The sequence below is a fragment of the Mycobacterium sp. 48b genome, assembly GCF_048282725.1.
GTDB lineage: Bacteria > Actinomycetota > Actinomycetes > Mycobacteriales > Mycobacteriaceae > Mycobacterium.
In genome coordinates, this window is record NZ_JBLVUL010000001.1 from 4,376,272 (window position 1) to 4,392,513 (window position 16,242).

At 65.8% G+C, this 16,242-nt stretch carries 16 protein-coding genes; 9 read left to right on the forward strand and 7 right to left on the reverse strand.

Annotated features, from left to right (window positions below; translation table 11 throughout):
* Window positions 1-17 precede the first annotated feature (17 nt).
* The 4 genes from ACNQR1_RS21605 to ACNQR1_RS21620 form a co-directional block, all read right to left on the reverse strand.
* The gene (locus ACNQR1_RS21605; RefSeq protein WP_418047765.1) at window positions 18-1,319 is read right to left on the reverse strand and encodes a TrpB-like pyridoxal phosphate-dependent enzyme; all 1,302 of its coding nucleotides are present in this window, start codon (window positions 1,317-1,319) and stop codon (window positions 18-20) included.
* Window positions 1,316-2,110, reverse strand: a complete 795-nt coding sequence (locus ACNQR1_RS21610; RefSeq protein WP_418047766.1) for a rhomboid-like protein — start codon at window positions 2,108-2,110, stop codon at window positions 1,316-1,318. Before ACNQR1_RS21610 ends, ACNQR1_RS21605 begins: the two co-directional genes overlap by 4 nt.
* A gap of 107 nt (window positions 2,111-2,217) precedes the next feature.
* Window positions 2,218-3,114 carry an SAM-dependent methyltransferase gene (locus ACNQR1_RS21615; RefSeq protein ID WP_418047767.1) on the reverse strand — a complete coding sequence of 299 codons (897 nt, stop codon included), beginning with the start codon at window positions 3,112-3,114 and terminating at the stop codon, window positions 2,218-2,220.
* 62 nt (window positions 3,115-3,176) lie between these two features.
* On the reverse strand, window positions 3,177-3,674 hold the full coding sequence (locus ACNQR1_RS21620; protein ID WP_418047768.1) for a CGNR zinc finger domain-containing protein: 498 nt from the start codon (window positions 3,672-3,674) through the stop codon (window positions 3,177-3,179).
* Between the two features lie 64 nt (window positions 3,675-3,738).
* Here ACNQR1_RS21620 and ACNQR1_RS21625 point away from each other — a divergent pair, with 64 nt between their 5' ends.
* From ACNQR1_RS21625 to ACNQR1_RS21645, 5 genes are all read left to right on the forward strand, one after another.
* The gene (locus ACNQR1_RS21625) at window positions 3,739-5,157 is read left to right on the forward strand and encodes an MFS transporter (protein ID WP_418047769.1); all 1,419 of its coding nucleotides are present in this window, start codon (window positions 3,739-3,741) and stop codon (window positions 5,155-5,157) included.
* Between the two features lie 122 nt (window positions 5,158-5,279).
* Window positions 5,280-5,570, forward strand: coding sequence for a hypothetical protein (locus ACNQR1_RS21630; RefSeq protein ID WP_418047770.1), 291 nt, complete (start codon window positions 5,280-5,282; stop codon window positions 5,568-5,570).
* A gap of 133 nt (window positions 5,571-5,703) precedes the next feature.
* On the forward strand, window positions 5,704-6,549 hold the full coding sequence (locus ACNQR1_RS21635; RefSeq protein WP_418047771.1) for an alpha/beta fold hydrolase: 846 nt from the start codon (window positions 5,704-5,706) through the stop codon (window positions 6,547-6,549).
* A gap of 205 nt (window positions 6,550-6,754) precedes the next feature.
* Window positions 6,755-7,273, forward strand: coding sequence for a hypothetical protein (locus ACNQR1_RS21640; protein WP_418047772.1), 519 nt, complete (start codon window positions 6,755-6,757; stop codon window positions 7,271-7,273).
* 324 nt (window positions 7,274-7,597) lie between these two features.
* Window positions 7,598-7,906 (forward strand): hypothetical protein, encoded by a 309-nt coding sequence (locus ACNQR1_RS21645; RefSeq protein ID WP_418047773.1) that lies wholly within the window; start codon window positions 7,598-7,600, stop codon window positions 7,904-7,906.
* A gap of 64 nt (window positions 7,907-7,970) precedes the next feature.
* Here the strand turns inward: ACNQR1_RS21645 and ACNQR1_RS21650 are convergent, their stop codons facing one another.
* On the reverse strand, window positions 7,971-8,843 hold the full coding sequence (locus tag ACNQR1_RS21650; RefSeq protein WP_418047774.1) for a hypothetical protein: 873 nt from the start codon (window positions 8,841-8,843) through the stop codon (window positions 7,971-7,973).
* Between the two features lie 187 nt (window positions 8,844-9,030).
* On the reverse strand, window positions 9,031-9,678 hold the full coding sequence (locus tag ACNQR1_RS21655; protein ID WP_418047775.1) for a LysM peptidoglycan-binding domain-containing protein: 648 nt from the start codon (window positions 9,676-9,678) through the stop codon (window positions 9,031-9,033).
* A gap of 162 nt (window positions 9,679-9,840) precedes the next feature.
* Here ACNQR1_RS21655 and ACNQR1_RS21660 point away from each other — a divergent pair, with 162 nt between their 5' ends.
* Both ACNQR1_RS21660 and ACNQR1_RS21665 read left to right on the forward strand, forming a co-directional pair.
* Entirely contained in the window at window positions 9,841-10,689 is an 849-nt protein-coding gene (locus tag ACNQR1_RS21660) for an alpha/beta fold hydrolase (RefSeq protein WP_418047776.1), read from the forward strand.
* A gap of 15 nt (window positions 10,690-10,704) precedes the next feature.
* Window positions 10,705-11,769, forward strand: coding sequence for an isocitrate/isopropylmalate dehydrogenase family protein (locus ACNQR1_RS21665; RefSeq protein ID WP_418047777.1), 1,065 nt, complete (start codon window positions 10,705-10,707; stop codon window positions 11,767-11,769).
* A 3-nt stretch (window positions 11,770-11,772) separates the two neighbouring features.
* Here the strand turns inward: ACNQR1_RS21665 and ACNQR1_RS21670 are convergent, their stop codons facing one another.
* The gene (locus ACNQR1_RS21670; RefSeq protein ID WP_418047778.1) at window positions 11,773-13,161 is read right to left on the reverse strand and encodes a purine-cytosine permease family protein; all 1,389 of its coding nucleotides are present in this window, start codon (window positions 13,159-13,161) and stop codon (window positions 11,773-11,775) included.
* A 142-nt stretch (window positions 13,162-13,303) separates the two neighbouring features.
* Between ACNQR1_RS21670 and ACNQR1_RS21675 the strand changes: the two genes are divergently transcribed.
* Window positions 13,304-14,725: an MFS transporter gene (locus tag ACNQR1_RS21675; RefSeq protein WP_418050440.1), complete on the forward strand. Its 1,422-nt coding sequence runs from the start codon at window positions 13,304-13,306 to the stop codon at window positions 14,723-14,725.
* Between the two features lie 431 nt (window positions 14,726-15,156).
* Window positions 15,157-16,197, forward strand: coding sequence for an ABC transporter ATP-binding protein (locus ACNQR1_RS21680; RefSeq protein WP_418047779.1), 1,041 nt, complete (start codon window positions 15,157-15,159; stop codon window positions 16,195-16,197).
* Window positions 16,198-16,242: the final 45 nt, after the last annotated feature.

A 16,242-nucleotide genomic window follows, 5' to 3' on the forward strand; every position in this document is an offset into this window, starting at 1 on the left:
CCGCGCCCGGTGGCGGATCAGAAATTCCCGTCGAGGAACTCCGCGTACGCCGGGAGATCGAGCTGGCCATGACCCGACAGTCCGATCACGACCACCTGCTCGCTCGGGTCGTCGGCCACGTGCGCGGCCGCGGCCGCGATGGCATGAGTGGACTCGGGTGCGGGCACGATGCCCTGAGTTCGAGCGAACAGGACGCCCGCGGAGAACGCATCATGCTGCCCGACAGCAAGACCCTCGACCAGTCCCAGCTCGACGGTGTGACTGAGCGCCGGGGCCATCCCGTGGTAGCGCAGGCCACCGGCGTGAATCGGATCCGGAACGAAATCCATTCCGAGCGTGTGCATCTTGAGCAGCGGGGTCAGTCCTGCGACGTCGCCGTGGTCGTACCGGTACTCCCCTTGCGTGATCGACGGACATGCGGCCGGCTCCGCGGCGATCACCTTCGGGTTCGATCGGCCTTGGATCTTCTCGCGTAGGAACGGGAATGCGAGGCCCGCAAGATTGGATCCGCCACCGGCACAGCCGAAGACGACGTCGGCCCCGTCGGGCTCGACTGCGGCCAGCTGTGCGACGGCCTCGAGACCGATCACGCTCTGATGCAGGACGACGTGGTTGAGCACGCTGCCCAGCGCATAGCGGGTGTCCGGGTTGGCCGCTGCCACCTCGACCGCCTCGCTCACCGCCATCCCGAGACTGCCGGTGGTGTCGGGGTTCGCCGCGAGGATCGCGCGACCCGACTCGGTGAGATTTGACGGGCTTGAGTGCACGGTGCCGCCGTACGTCCGAATCAGGTGACCGCGGTACGGCTTCGACTCGTAGGACGCACGGACCTGCCATACCTCGATCTCGAGACCGAACTGAGCTCCCGCGAAGGACAGCGCGCTACCCCACTGCCCCGCTCCTGTCTCGGTGGTCAGCTTCCGGACCCCGTCGATGCTGTTGTAATAGGCCTGCGCCACAGCCGAATTGGTTTTGTGGCTGCCGACCGGGCTGACACCCTCGTACTTGACGTAGATGTGGGCACCGGTGTTGAGCGCCTGCTCGAACCTGCGGGCCCGGATCAACGGCGATGGCCGCCACATCGAGTAGATGTCGCGGACCACCTCGGGGATCTCGATGTACGGCTCGGTGGAAACCTCCTGCGCGATCAACCCGCTCGGGAAGAGCGCTGCGAGGTCGTCGGGGCCCACCGGTTCCTTGGTGCCCGGGTGCAGATGCGGCGGGATCGGCTGGTCCAGTTCGGCGGCCAGGTTGTACCAGTGCGTCGGCACCCCGACGGAAACCAGATCCGGGTGGGCAGCGTCGGCGTGCAGCGTCATGCCGACACTGTAGCCAGGCTCGGTTCGCTCGGTTCCGGCACTCCGAACCACCGCCACCAGGCCCAAGACGCGATCACGGCGACGGCGAGACCGGCGGGCAGCGCGATCGGCGCCGCCGGCAGCGACACCCCGAGGAGGAGCAGCAGTCCGAACGCGATACCCACGGCCAGCAGTATCAGCCGGGCCGGTGTCCAGTCCGAGTCGGTGCCGAAGCGGGTCGACAACAAGATGCCGATGATCAGCGCAATGGCGTGCCCGGCGGCGGTGAAATCTGTCCCCCAGGCCGCGACCACCAGGGCGATTGTCACCCACCCGCCCACCCAGGCCGGGCGCCATAGTACCGGTATGGCCGCGGTGAGCGTGCCGAGGACGGCGATGGTGCCGTAGCTCAGCCCCACGTCTTTTGCGTGCGCGACCGAAAGCGGCAGCCAGCCGAGTTTGACCGCCCCGGCCAAACCGGCGGCCACGATCAGGGTGGCCCCGACATGCCCCAGGGCGAAGGCCTGGATCAACCGCCTGCTGCACCACAGCAGCTCCGCCAATGCCAGGAGACACACCAGACCCGGCAGGAGGAGATACGTGTATCCCTCAGCAGTGACGAAAGCACTTCCGACCAGGGTCCCCAGGTGACCCTGCCGCAGATTCTCCAAGTTGGTGCTGAGGTGACCGACCACCCTGTCCTGCACCTTGGGTCCCAAGATCAGCAGCAGGGATGCGATCACGAACAGTGCCGCCGCGTAGACCAGGGTGACTCGAACCCGGATCAGAGCGGAGAGCAATCGCGCAAACATCCCGATCCAGGATACCGACGTTGCCGCCGCCGAATGAGCTGGCCACAGCGTCGGGCGAGGCGTACCAGCGGCAACACCACGTGGAAGCGGCCGCACCCCACACGGGTTCAAGCTGGGTGCACTCCCGATCGACGGACGGCAGCGACGTGGCCGATCTCGGAATCGGCCTTCGCGACCGCACGGTCCAGCCGTCTGACAGCGTCGTTCCAGCTCTGGAACTCGGTGTCCCAGCCGAGACTGTCGAGCCAATCGCGAACGTCGTTGACGGTTTCCCGCAGCGGCGCATCGCCTGAAGCGCTGCTACCCACCATGGACCGCAACCCCTTGTACGGCGCACTGTTGCCGTCCACCGAGTAGCGGCTGACACCGAATCGGCTACCCGGAGCGGACAGTTGGGTGAGTGTGACCACGGCGTCACGGCGCGGATCAGGAGGGAGAAATGCCAACGCACCTTCGTCGACCCACAGTGTCGGCGCATCCGGGTCAAACCCGCTCTCGCGCAGCGGCGTCGTCCAATCCTCACGAAGGTCGGCCGCCACGACACGGCGCCTGCAGGTGGGTGAGGTCGCCTGGTCGGCGAGCACGCGCTCTTTGAACACGAAGAGCTCAGGCAGGTCAATCTCGAAAACAGTTACCTTGGTGGGCAATTCCATCCGGAAGGCTCGGGTGTCCAAACCGGATCCGACGATGACGATCTGTTCGATGCCGGCATTTACCGCATCGCGGACGCGATCATCGACCAGCCGGACGGCCACAGAGCGGCCCTCGTAGAACTGATCGGCGAGCTCCAACAAGGACGCCCAGCGCTCCGCCGAGAACCCTTCACGGGCGGCGTCGACGAACGCCTGCGCAAGTGGGTCGAGGTAGAGCCGATCCGCGCGTTGACTCTCGTGTGCACGAATGACGGCCACCCCGATCGCCGTCATCGCGACGCCCTCGACGGGCACCGCAGAACCTGATTCCCCCACCATTCCCCCGCAGATCCTCGACGTGGCGTCGGTCATTCAGGACGCTAGGTGCCCGCTACCCGATCGTCAAGCAATGCGACCTTGCCGGCGAGGGAGTTTCAACGCGGCCCGGTATTGCGGGCCGACATGGCTCGGTGCCGTCGGACAGCGTCGCGATTGGCGCAGCCGTGACTGCAGTACTTCTGTGTTCCAGGTCGGGTGAAGTCGACGAACGCCATGGTGCACCCATCGCGCGCACAACGCCGCAGCCGCCCCATCCCGCGTTCGGTGAGGAAGTGGGCGGCCGCGGCGCTCGTGGCGCCGGCCAGTGTTGCGGCGAAACCGGCCTCGGCGTCGCGGTAGTGCAGATGCCAGCCGCTACCGTCGTGATCGGTGATCGACGGGCTGGTGGCGAAGCGTGCCAGTAGCTGGTTGAGAACTGTTACTCGACTCTGTTCGGTGCCGGCGTCCACGGCATCCGTCCAGATTTCCAGAAACTCCCTCACCTGCCGTACGTCGGCGCGCGTGACACGACAGTGGATGGGCATGTCACGAGCCGTCCAGCGCTGTTCCAGGTCTGCCGGTGTGGTCGCAGGCCGATTGACCAGATCGGTCACGTTGCGCAGTAGGGGCTCAATGTAATGGTTTACATGCACAAGACCATTACAGCAGGGTTGGGCCATGCACTCCGGATCCCCCAGGCCCGCCCCTGTTCACGAGGCTGCCGCCGATCAACTCCTGGATTGGCGCCCGTTGCTGACCTGCTGTCTGGCGACCTTCCTGCTACTGGCATTCACCACCGTCGTGACGGTCAGCGCCGGGAATGTCGCAAGCACGCTGGGTGCCGGATTCGCCACAGCCCAATGGATTATCGACGGGTACACCCTCGCGCTGGCCGCTCTCGTGATGGCCATGGGCACCCTGGGGGACCGGTGTGGCCACCGACGGCTGTTCTTGATCGGGCTGATCGTTTTCGGAGTGGCGTCGGCGGGATGTGCGGTGGCCCCGAGCGGTGGCGTTCTGGTAGCGGGGCGCGTCGTCCAGGGAGTCGGCGGTGCAGCGATCTTCGGAACGGTCGTTCCGCTGTTGACCCAGCACTACCGCGGTCGGGCGCGTGGAACTGCGTTCGCTGTTTGGGGAGCAGTTGCGGGCATCGGTAGCACCACGGGAACGATCGCCGGCGGAGCGGTCACCCAATTCATCACGTGGCGCTGGTTGTTTCTCGGTGCGCTGCCGATATGCGTGTGCGCCGTGGTCATCGGCATGCAGGCGTTGTCCTGCGAGCGTCCGGTGCGCACTCGACTCGACGTCGCGGGCGTTGCCCTCATCACCATGGCGATGACAGGGATCACGTATGCCGTGATCAACGCCGGTGAGTCCGGCTGGGGTTCAACGGGAACCGTGCGTACCGCTGCGGTGAGCCTCGCCGCCGTCTGCTTGTTCGTCACGGTCCAACGCCGCGCCACCCACCCGCTACTACCGCCGGATCTATTCGCCACGCGTGGATTCATCGCCGTACTCATCGCCGGATTCGCTTACTATTTTGGAGCTTTCGCTGCACTGCCGGTGCTGTCGTGGTGGTTACAGGTCGGCCGGGGCATGCAGCCGCTCCACGCCGCGCTGGTGCTGACGGTTCAACTTGCCGCATTCATCATGGTTTCCCTGATCTTCAGCGCTCGACTGCACCATGCGTCCCACAGCTGGGTGCTCGGTGGCGGAACATTGCTCACCGGCCTGGCCTGTCTGCCCGGCGCGGCGCTCTTGGTGCATCCAGAGTGGCCGTCACTGATCACGATGCTCGTCGGCACTGGCATCGGTGCTGCGATCGTCTCCCCTGTGTTGCCCGCCGTTGCGGCGACATCGGTGCCGACCGCACGGGCCGGAATTGCCGCCGCAGCAGCTAACGCGGCCCGCCAACTCGGGTTGACCCTCGGTATCGCAATATGCGGCACCATCGGACAGGCGGCGCGCGTCAGCGATGGACCGTCGACGTTCGCAGTGGTAACAGTCCTTTTCGCGTGTAGTGCGGTTGCCCTTTGCGGCGGGGCGATCAGCTTCCTGTTGCTCCGCCGCGAAAGATCCTGCAACACCACAACGTAGGCGATACCGAGTTCCTGTCCAGTGTCCTGCTCATTGGTGTGGTCAGGTTTACATATCTCCCACGCCGGCTAGCCAACGGGTCCGGCGAAATTCATTCACGTACGGATTGGAGGTCCACGACTATGAAGATCGCCAAGATCATTGCCGGCGCAGCGATTGCAGGTGGGATGGGGGCTGGAGCCGTCGGGCTTACCGCGGCCACCGCGGGCGCTGCACCGCCGCAGGCCCCGGTGCCCAATCAGCCCATGATCGCGACGGCCATCCCCGGCGGACCGAACCCGGGCTCGCCGCCCGCATGGGCGCCGCGAACCCCGGCGCCGCCGACGTGGGGTGCGGGAAATCCCCAGGTATGGGATGAGGGCTGGAACCACTGGGGCGTCTGGATGAACGGCGTGTTCGTGCCGACGTTCTGAGTCGATCGCGTCCTCCGCCACCGCAGATCATCCCTGCGGTGGCGGAGTTGTTGCCGGGTGCGGAGCCAGATCGTGTTTCACGCTGCGGGACTGCCGGCGTACCGGCGGGCGGGCACCCCGTAATTTGGTCGGCATGACCGAGCTTGAACTGCAGGAGATCGAGACATCCGCCGGAGTGTTGCGCTACTCCGACACCGGGGACGGACCGGCACTGCTGTTCCTGCACGGCTCGGGGCCGGGGGTCACGGGCTGGCGCAATTTCCAGGGGATCCTCCCCACCTTCGCCAAGCAATTCCGGTGCCTGATCCTCGAATTCCCGGGATTCGGTGTCACCGACGATATCGGCGGCCATCCCATGGTCACCGCCCAGAGTGTGGTGGAGCCGTTCGTCGATGCTCTCGGCATCAATCGCGTACACATTGTCGGCAACTCGATGGGCGGCGGAGTGGGAATCAACTTCGCCATCCGCCGGCCGGACCGCATCGGCAAGCTCGTCACCATCGGCGGCATCGGAACCAACGTCTTCAGTCCGGGGCCCAGCGAGGGCATTCGTCTCCTGCAGGAGTTCACCGAGGACCCGACCCGCCAGCGCCTGATCGATTGGCTGAACTCGATGGTCTTCGACCCGGCACTGGTCACCGACGAGCTCATCGAACAGCGGTGGGAACTGGCCACCGACCCCACGACACTGGCCGCGGCCAAGCGGATGTACGGCAAGGCCGCGTTCGCGGGGATGATGGCCGCAATGAGGTCGTCGGATGCTCCGATGCCGTGGGCCCAGATGCACAAGGTCGCCGCTCCCACGCTGCTGACCTGGGGCCGCGATGACCGGGTCAGCCCACTCGACATGGCACTGATCCCCATGCGGACCATCCCGAACGCCGAGCTCCACGTGTTCCCCAACTGCGGACACTGGGCGATGATCGAGGCCAAAGAGGCCTTCGAACAGACCGTGCTGGGGTTCCTCACACGCGCCTAGGTCCCGTCCACAAGCATGCCGCCCGAGCGCCATGGTGGCGCGGCGCGGCAGGGTATTGCTTCCTTCCGACCTGCGGGTATGCGGCTGCCCCGGCCCTCGACATTCACCATTGAATCTGCGATACAGATCTGTATATTTAGGTGTGCGCCACGCCACATGAGCCCCTGGCCTGGCCCTGTCGCTTCCCCAACGGATAAGGACCGCAATGGATCTGGTCGATCGAATCGCCAAACATCGCCGCATGGCCGAGAGCTACCGCGACAAGTACGTGTTGCGGAAGGTGCAGGAAGGCGAGTCGTACGACGAGTGGGAGTTCACCGACGACGCCGTGTACACCTCTCCCTACTTCGTGGCCGGGCAGGAGCTCGTGCTCAAAGATGTGGCGACCTCCTTCGACGTGGCGGCCACCGTCGAGGCCAAGGCGTACTCGGTGGTCTTCCCTGACTGGAAGCCCGTCGACCACAAGTTCTGGCCCGCCGAGAACGGCCTCGTCATGCGCTACCGCTGGGAGGGCACGACCGCCGAGGGCGAGACGATGGGCTTCTACTCGATCAGCTTCATCGACACCAACGACGACGGCCAGATCACCCACTGGTCGACCTACGTCAACGACGAGGAGTACGGGCCGTTCCTGGAAAAGGCGATCGGAGCACGCGGGCCCTTCCACGGCGACGAGTACATGGAGGCGCTGGCCCGCCATTTCGAAAAGCACAACTTGACCTGATGATACCGCGGGCTGATTCCTGGGAAATGCCTTGTGGTGTAACGATGGTCCCGTCGCTTTTGACGGGCCCATCGTCCACATCCCCGATTGGGCGGTTGACCTCGGCAAAGGCGTAGATCGGCAGCAGGTGGCAGCGGCGGTGAATCGGGACGTATCTGAGAGCCGGTGGTCAGCGCTCAATATCGCTGAATCCAAGCAGTTTTCATCTCGTTACCGACCACACAGCGCGTGCCAATCCTCAACACAGGGCAAACACAACCCTCCCAAATAGCTTTGCTCTCCGTGCGGCACCGTCGTCGCACTGGTCAGAAACGGAGTAAAGCAATGGGTTTCAAGAAATCCGTGGGCATATCGGCGATGGCGGCAGGAATCGGCATGGCGGGGCTTCTGGGCCTTGGCATCGGCACCGCCGGCGCCGACCCGGGCCCCGGCTGCGACCGTCCGGGAGCGCCGCAGTGCGACCGTCATGACGACCGCGGCAATCGGCCCGACGACTGGCACGGTCGCGGCATCGACGCGGGTCGTCGCGATCATCAACCATTCGAGTGGAACGGCCAGCGGGTGACCCCGATGCCTGCCGGTGATAGCCGCGGCTGGGGCTTCTGGTTCCTCGACCGTTGGATTCCGATGTAACCGAACCGGTTTCTGGTGGGGCACTCATCCCCTAGTGCCCCACCAGAAACCGGAACGAGGGCGCTCAACGTGGCGTCGAGCAGACTGCCTTCACCGCACCGTCCATCGCAGTGGCCGCCGTCCAGGTCGCATGGTCCGCCGGCTCGAACTTCGGCAGCTTGGTGGCGTAGTTGTCCACGTATCGAGACTGGGCCCTGAGTAGACCCGTCAACAGCGGATCCGTCGCTTTGTCGGCCAAGGCGCGCAGTTCGGCGGCCTCCTGACGCATCACCGGGACGACAGCCACCGTCACCGACCGTTGCTTGGGTGACCATCGCGAGGCCGGTACCCGGTGATCGGTCTTGACCCAAGCCTGCTGTCTACCGTCGTACCCGGCACTGGCCCGCTGCCACTGCGAGCAGACCGGATCCGGCTTGGCTGCGGAAAATGCCTGAGCGGGCCTGCTGCCCGGCCCGTCCGTGACGGTCGACGCAACCACCTCGGCGGGAACAGGTTTGGCACTGGATGGCGCCGGGCCCGCGGTGGGCTGCTCGTCCTCGTGGCCCGACCACGTGACTGCAACGACGCCGCCGACGAGCAACGCGGCGGCGGTCGTCGCGCCGATCGTCTTGAACATCCGGGTCCGGTTACCCGTCAGCCTCGGGCCCAGCGGCGACCGACCGGCACCGCCTCCACGAAGAGCCACGCTGAACGCCGCATCCGGGCGGGCCCGGAGCTCGGCGACAGCCACTTCGACGGCGGCCGTCGGCGTTCCCAGATCGGTGAGTACCTTGACGAACCGCGCCACCGACACGAGATCGCGGCCGTAGAGATTCGTTTGCGGTTGCCCGGGCGGCAGGAACCGCTCGACCAGGTCCTCGCGCAGCTGCGACGCCCGGGCGATTTCTCCGGCGGTCAGCCAGTGCCCTGGAACGTCTTCTGCCCCAATCCCGCTCATTCAGGTGGTCCTTCCCGCGCACACCTGATGATTGGTACCGCATCCCGCACACACGCTGCAACCGCGCGAGGGCCCGACCGCCGCCACGTTGCTGTCACAAGTTGGCCACCGAAAGGTCACGGCCCTCGAATTCGCCGACGGCACGGGATCCCCTGGCAAACAACCACTCTCGTCTACATAAACGTGCTCATGACGGGAAGTACACCACCTGATTGGAGAACAGGCTGTGCGGGCGGTCGATGTAGTTGGCAGCGCCGGCAACCGCGGCGCGGGTCGTCACATCCTGATCTCCATACTCCTCGATGCACAGTGACTCGAGGGTGTCGCCGGCTACATGCCGACGGCGATTGAGCCCGGGGACGATCAGCACCTGGCCCGGGGACGGATCGGTGGCGGGGTCGAGGTTGTTCGCGTTGGCGATGACGATGGCAAGGTGATCGTCGCCGTACCAACGGGCCGCCAATACCGCGAAGCTCTCCCCCTCGACGATGGTGTGGTGTCCGACATTCGTGAGATCCGGCAGCAGCAACCAGCTCCCGCGACGGATCTCCCGCTGCGCGACTCCGTTCACCACTTCCCAGACCAACTGGATTTCCGGGCTCTGCGTGCCATAGAACGACTGCGTGAGCTGCCGGCGCGCGGCGGTGCCGTCATCGGTGGTGAACAGGTGCCGGTAGGTGACGTACGGGATCAACAGCTCCTGCCCGATGTTGATCAGCCCCGGATTGCTGAGGTGGTTCTGTTCGGCGATCACGGGATACAGACCACCATCGCCGTACTCACGCTGGGCGATCCCGAAGAGGGTGTCCCCGAGCGCCACGGTGTAGTTCTTCATCTGCCGCTACCTTCCTGGTCCGATGAGGCTTCGATCGGCCCAGTGTCCGGCGCCGTTCCGATGGCGGTCGCGAGTAGCCGGCTACCTCAAACAGATGCGGTGGACGTCGTCCAAAGACGATCCCTGATACGCAGCCACCAGCGGCTTGGCATGATGCGACGTATGGATCAATACCGCCGCGGGGATTTCGTGTTCGACGTCATCGATGCCGGTCCCGCCGACGGTCCGGTGGTCGTGCTGCTTCACGGTTTTCCGCAGCAGAACGTCAGCTGGGAACCGATCATCTCCAAGCTCACTGCCGAGGGGTTCCGATGCCTGGCGCCCAATCAGCGCGGGTACTCCCCCGGCGCCCGGCCGACTCGCCGCCGCGATTACCGTGCGACGGAGTTGGTAAGGGACGCCCTCGCACTGATAGATGCCAGCGGCGCTGATCGTGTCCATCTCGTCGGCCATGACTGGGGTGCTGCGGTCGCCTGGAGCGTCGCGGGTCATGCACCCGAGAAGCTGGCCTCGTTGTCAGCGTTGTCGGTGCCCCATCCGATCGCGTTCCTGCGCTCGCTGCTGACCAGCCGGCAAGGACTGGCATCGTGGTACATGTACGTCAATCAGCTGCCGAGGGTGTCCGAACGGTTGCTGCTGGGCCGCGACGGCGGCGGCAAGGCCATAGCCCGATCCTTGATCCGCAGCGGGCTGCCACCCGAGGCGGCCGCTCGTGACGCTCGGGCCATGGCGGAACCCGGGGCCCTGACCGCGGCGCTGAACTGGTATCGCGCGATGCCGCTGAGCCGGTCCGGCCTGGGCGCTGCGGACAAGATCACGGTGCCGACACTGTATGTCTGGAGTGACCGCGACATCGCGATCACCGCCAAGCCGGCGCACGACACCGCGAATTACATGAGCGGTCCCTACCGTTTCGAAATCCTGCATGGCGTCTCACACTGGCTTCCGGAAGAGAAGCCGGCGGAGATCGCGGAAATGCTGTTGCAGTGGTTCGCGGCGCATCCGGTTTGAGCGGAAGATGACAATGTGCTGACTCTGGGCGTGCTTCTCGGCGACGGTATCGGGCCGGAGATCGTGGATTCGGCCACCAGGGTCGCCGACCGCGCCCTGGCCGGCGCGTCGGTCGAAGTGCAGTGGCGTGAACTGCCGTTCGGCCGCGAGGCGATCGGTGAATTCGGAACGCCACTGCCGGAACCGACCCTGTCCGCACTCGACGGGCTGCCCGGATGGATCCTCGGACCGCACGACAACGCGGGATACCCCGAGCAATTCCGCGGAACGCTGTCGCCCGGCGGGGCAATCCGCAAGCGCTACAACTTGTTCGCCAACATCCGGCCCGCCCGGACCCTGAGTGCGGCCGTCGGCGCCGTGTGCCCGGATCTGGACGTGGTCATCGTCAGGGAGAACACCGAAGGTTTCTACGCCGACCGCAATATGTTCGACGGCGCAGGCGAATTCATGCCCACGCCCGATGTCGCTCTGGCCGTGGCCGTGTTCACCCGGACCGCGTGTGAGCGAATCGCCCATCAGGCATTTCAGCTGGCGGCCATCCGACGCAAGTCGGTCACCATCGCCCACAAGACGAACGTCCTGGCCAAGACCACCGGGCTGTTCCGCGACGTGTGCTTGGCGGTCGCCGACAGCTACCCGGATGTCGAAGTCCGCGGCGAGCACATCGATGCGTTGGCAGCCCGGTTGGTGAGCCATCCCCGCGACTTCGACGTGATCGTCGCCGAGAACATGTTCGGCGACATCCTGTCCGACCTTGCCGGCCAGTTGAGCGGTTCACTCGGCATGGCGCCCTCGATCAACGCCTCGCTCACCCACGCGATGGCGCAGGCAGCGCACGGATCGGCACCCGACATCGCCGGGCGCGACATTGCCAACCCGGTCGCCATGATCCTGTCCACAGCGATGCTGCTGCGGTGGTTGGCCGGCCGGGACGGTGGCACACCGGCGCTCGGCGTGGCCGCGGACCGCATCGAAGATGCCGTCCGGCGGACCCTGAATGCCGGTGTGGGAACCGCCGACATCGGCGGCAGCGCGTCCACGTCAGCGTTCACCGAGCACGTACTGACCGCAATGTCCTGACCGCTAGATTCGGCTCCTCTGCCGTGTCACCAGCCGATAGCCCCCGTAAAGGCACAGCGCCACAACAAAATTGACGAAGTAAGCGATGTCGGCGCCGTGCCATGCGGTGGCCACCACACCCTGGATCAGGGTGGTGTTCATGAACGGGACTGCGACTGCGTAGGCCACCAGGAAAGTGACCAGTGCCACCACCGCGTCGCGGCGCCCGGTGAATTCGGCACTCGGATCGATGCTGCCGCGTCCGCGGGTACGGATCGCCCAATCGACCACGACCACCGCGACGAAGGCCGGAATCCAGTAGCTGACCAACAGCAGGACGTCGGTGAACCTGGTCGCGGTATCGGCGGCATGCAGCCACAGGATCAAACCGAATGCCAGCGCCGTCACGATGATCGCCGACACCGGCCGGCGCACCCGCACACCGATGGTCTGCAGCGCCAGGGAGCCGCTGTAGTCGTTCATCACCCCCGACCCGATCGCCGCGAGCGCGATCACCAACAACGCCAGACCGCCCAGAAGGCCGCCGCCCATGACCGTGTGAACGCCGTCGGCGGTGTGCTCGCCGATGACTGACGCGGCCGCGATCCCGATGCCCTGAACAAAGACGTAGCCCAGCACGATCCCGGCGAACGAGTATCCGAACACCTGCCTCCGTGACGAATCGCTCGGGAGATAGCGACTGAAATCGGCGGCGTAGCTGGCCCACGAGATCGCCAGGCTCAGCGCGATGGTGACCTCGAAAACGAAGGCTCCGGCCAGATCGGCACCGGCCACCGACGGCGCCACCACGATGTCGTGGCCCGCCACGAGTTTGACGGTGAAGACCGCGAACGTGATCAAGAGGATGACCGTCAACACCGCCTGCAGTCGGTGGATCACCTCGTAACCGAAGAAGCCGACGACCCCCTGGACCGCCAGCACGATCAACACGGCACTCCAGAACGGGATGCCCAGCAGTGCCGCGAGCGCCTCGCCACCGAACAATCCGACGAGCGCATCCCAAGCGATCGACGATCCCCACTGCAGGATGCCGGGCACCACGACCAAACCACCGAATGCCATGCGCGCGTTGGGAAGCTGGCCTGCCCCGGTGCGCGGCCCCCACGTCGACAGGTACGCGACCACGGCCGAACCCAGAACGGTGCCGATCACCATGGCCAGCAGGCCCAGCCAGAAGCCCAAACCGAGGGTGATCGCCAAAGTCCCGGTGAAGACGCCGGTCATGTTCACCTGCGGGGCGAACCACACAGTGAACAGCCGGGCGGGATGTCCGTAGCGTTGGTCGGCGGCCAGCGGTGCGATCCCATGGGTCTCCACGGTCAGATGTCCCGAGGCGGTCGGGCGATGCCCGCTGAACGTGGATGTGTTGAGCGCACTGACTCCGAAAGCCATTCGTCTATTCGACCACGCACCCGGTGTGCGGGCACGTGCCCCACCAAGGCCATAATCGAGAAACACAAAGATTACCTATGGATCGGAGCGGGACGTGGCCAGGACCGAAATCGACCGGTCCGACTCCCCCGCGGTGCCCGGAATGCCGCGTCGCCCCGGTGTCCTGATCGCCGGCCTGAGTCTGGTGGCCCTCACCGTCGCCATCCTGCAGACCGCAGTCGTCCCGATCCTGGGCATCATCGCCCACCAGCTGAACACCTCGTCGGTGGCGGTCAGCTGGGCCGTCACGGCCAACCTGCTGGCGGCGGCCGCGTCGACCCCGCTGATCGGCCGGCTCGCCGACCTCTACAGCAAGAAGCGCGTCCTGCTCGGTGTGCTGGTGGTGGTGCTGGCGGGTTCGGTGCTGGCCGCGGTGACGGCGTCGGTGCCGCTGCTGGTGGCGGCACGCATCCTGCAGGGCGCCTCGTACGCGCTCTATCCCATCAGCATCGCGATCCTGCGCGAAGAGCTCGCCGAGGATCGTCTGGTCGGGGCGATGTCGGTGCTGTCGGGAACGCTGGGTTTCGGCGGCGGCGTCGGCCTCGTCGTCACCGGCCTCCTGATGTCGGGTGACGCCGGGTATCACCGGGTCTTCTGGCTCACCACCGCATTCACCGCCGTCGTCATCGTGGTGGCGGTCGTGGTCGTTCCCAACCGCAGGCCCGACACCGGCGGCTCGATCGACTGGTTGGGTGCCGCGGGCCTGGCGATCGGCCTGTCGGCGGTGCTGCTGGCGATCACCCAGGGCAACTCGTGGGGGTGGACCCATCCCGGGACGGTCGGATTCCTGACCGCAGGGGCAGGCGTGCTCATCGGCTGGTGGTGGTGGGAGCGACGGGCCACCGATCCCCTCGTCTCGACCACGATGCTGGCCCGGCGGCCCATCCTGCTGACCAACCTGGCCACGATCCTGGTCGGAATGGGTCTGTACTTCGCCTTCCTCGGGCTCACCCAGTTCGTACAGATGTCGCGCCAGGTCGCCGGCTACGGATTCGGGGCGACCGTGCTGCAGGCCAGCGTCTACTTCCTGCTGCCCGGGGCGCTGACCGGATTTCTGGTGGCACTGGTCAGCGGCCGCTACATCGACCGATACGGCGCCCGTCGGGTCCTGGTGGTCGCCGCGGTCGCCGGTATCGCGGGATTCGTCATGCTCGCCGTGGCGCACGGCCGTCCCTGGCAGGTCGTCGTGGCCGGCGTCTTGGCCAACGCCTACATCAGCCTGGGCTACGGCGCCTTGCCCGCATTGGTCGTCAGCGAGGTGGACCCCAGCGAGACGGGCATCGCCACGAGCATGAACGCGATCGCACGAACGATCGGCAGCTCCGTGGCGGCGGCGCTCGTCGCGGTGCTTCTCGGGCATCGCATGGTGCCGTCGGAAGGCAGCTTCGTCACGATCTTCGTCGCCGGCGCGGTCACAGCAGCCTTGGCGATGGCCCTCATCGCGGTCTCACGCGCACCCGACCGCCACGGCGAGTCCGTACACACCTTGTCCGAGTCCCGCGCGATGAACCACGAGTGGGGCTGAGTCCTGCAGTCGCCGGTTTCCTGCCGTGACAACCCGCTGAGCTGCAAAACTTAGCGCCAGCCAGTTCACTGCCCCCTCCGGACCACGGACCGACCGCTCCCGCCGTGGCCGTTCGTTGGCCACGCTATGGAATCGCGCTGTCAACCCGGTTCAGACGAAGGATTCCATTGAAAAATTGTTAATTCATTGCGGAAACGGTTGCGAAGGTCGGCACAATCCGCGATTGTTTACCGACAGCTTCCCGGCTGTACTGGAGGAGGATTCCGCTGACCGGCCCAGATATCACCGCCGTCGACAAGTCGACGGGACACGACGGCTCGCCACGCACTGGCGCGCCCGTCATAGAGATCGACCACGTCACGAAACGGTTCGGCGACTACGTAGCTGTAGCCGAGGCGGACTTTTCCATCGCATCGGGTGAGTTCTTCTCGATGCTCGGCCCCTCGGGCTGCGGGAAGACCACCACGCTGCGGATGATCGCCGGGTTCGAAAGCCCCACCGAGGGCGCCATCCGGCTCGAGGGCGTCGACGTCTCCCACGTGCCACCGCACAAGCGCAACGTCAACACGGTCTTCCAGCACTATGCGCTGTTCCCGCACATGACGGTGTGGGACAACGTGGCCTACGGGCCGCGTAGCAGAAAGAAGTCCGCCAAGAAGGACGCGGCCGAGATCAAACGTAGCGTCGACGAGTTGCTCGAGATCGTCAGGCTGACCGACTTCGCCAAGCGCAAGCCGGGCCAGCTCTCGGGTGGTCAGCAGCAGCGGGTGGCACTGGCCCGCGCCCTGGTCAACTACCCCAGCGCGCTGTTGCTCGACGAGCCGCTGGGTGCGCTCGACCTCAAGCTGCGCCACGCGATGCAGTTCGAACTCAAGCGTATTCAGCGCGAGGTCGGCATCACGTTCATCTACGTCACCCACGATCAGGAAGAAGCGCTCACCATGAGCGACCGGATCGCGGTGATGAACAACGGAAATGTCGAGCAGATCGGCAGTCCCACCGAGATCTACGACCGCCCGGCAACGGTGTTCGTCGCCAGCTTCATCGGGCAGGCCAACCTGTGGCCGGGCCGGCAGACGGGGCGGACCAACCGCGACTTCGTCGAGGTCGACGTGCTCGGCACCACGCTCAAGGCCAAGCCCGGCGACACCACCATCGAACCCGGCGGCCACGCCACCCTGATGATCCGTCCCGAGCGGGTCCGCGTGTCCATGGACGTTCCCACCGGGGATGTGGCTACCCTGCAGGCCACCGTCAAGGACCTGACTTTCCAGGGGCCGGTGCTGCGGGTTTCCCTTGCCGCACCCGATGATTCGACGATCATCGCCCACGTCGGCCCCGAGCAGGAGCTCCCCCTGCTGCGCCCGGGCGACCAGGTCCACGTGAGTTGGTCACCGGACGCGTCGCGGGTGCTCCCGGCCGCGGACATCCCCACGACCGAAGACCTCGAAGAGATGCTCGACGACACGTAGACATTCTCCAACTCACCCCCTCCCCTTCACAGAAGCGTCCGAATT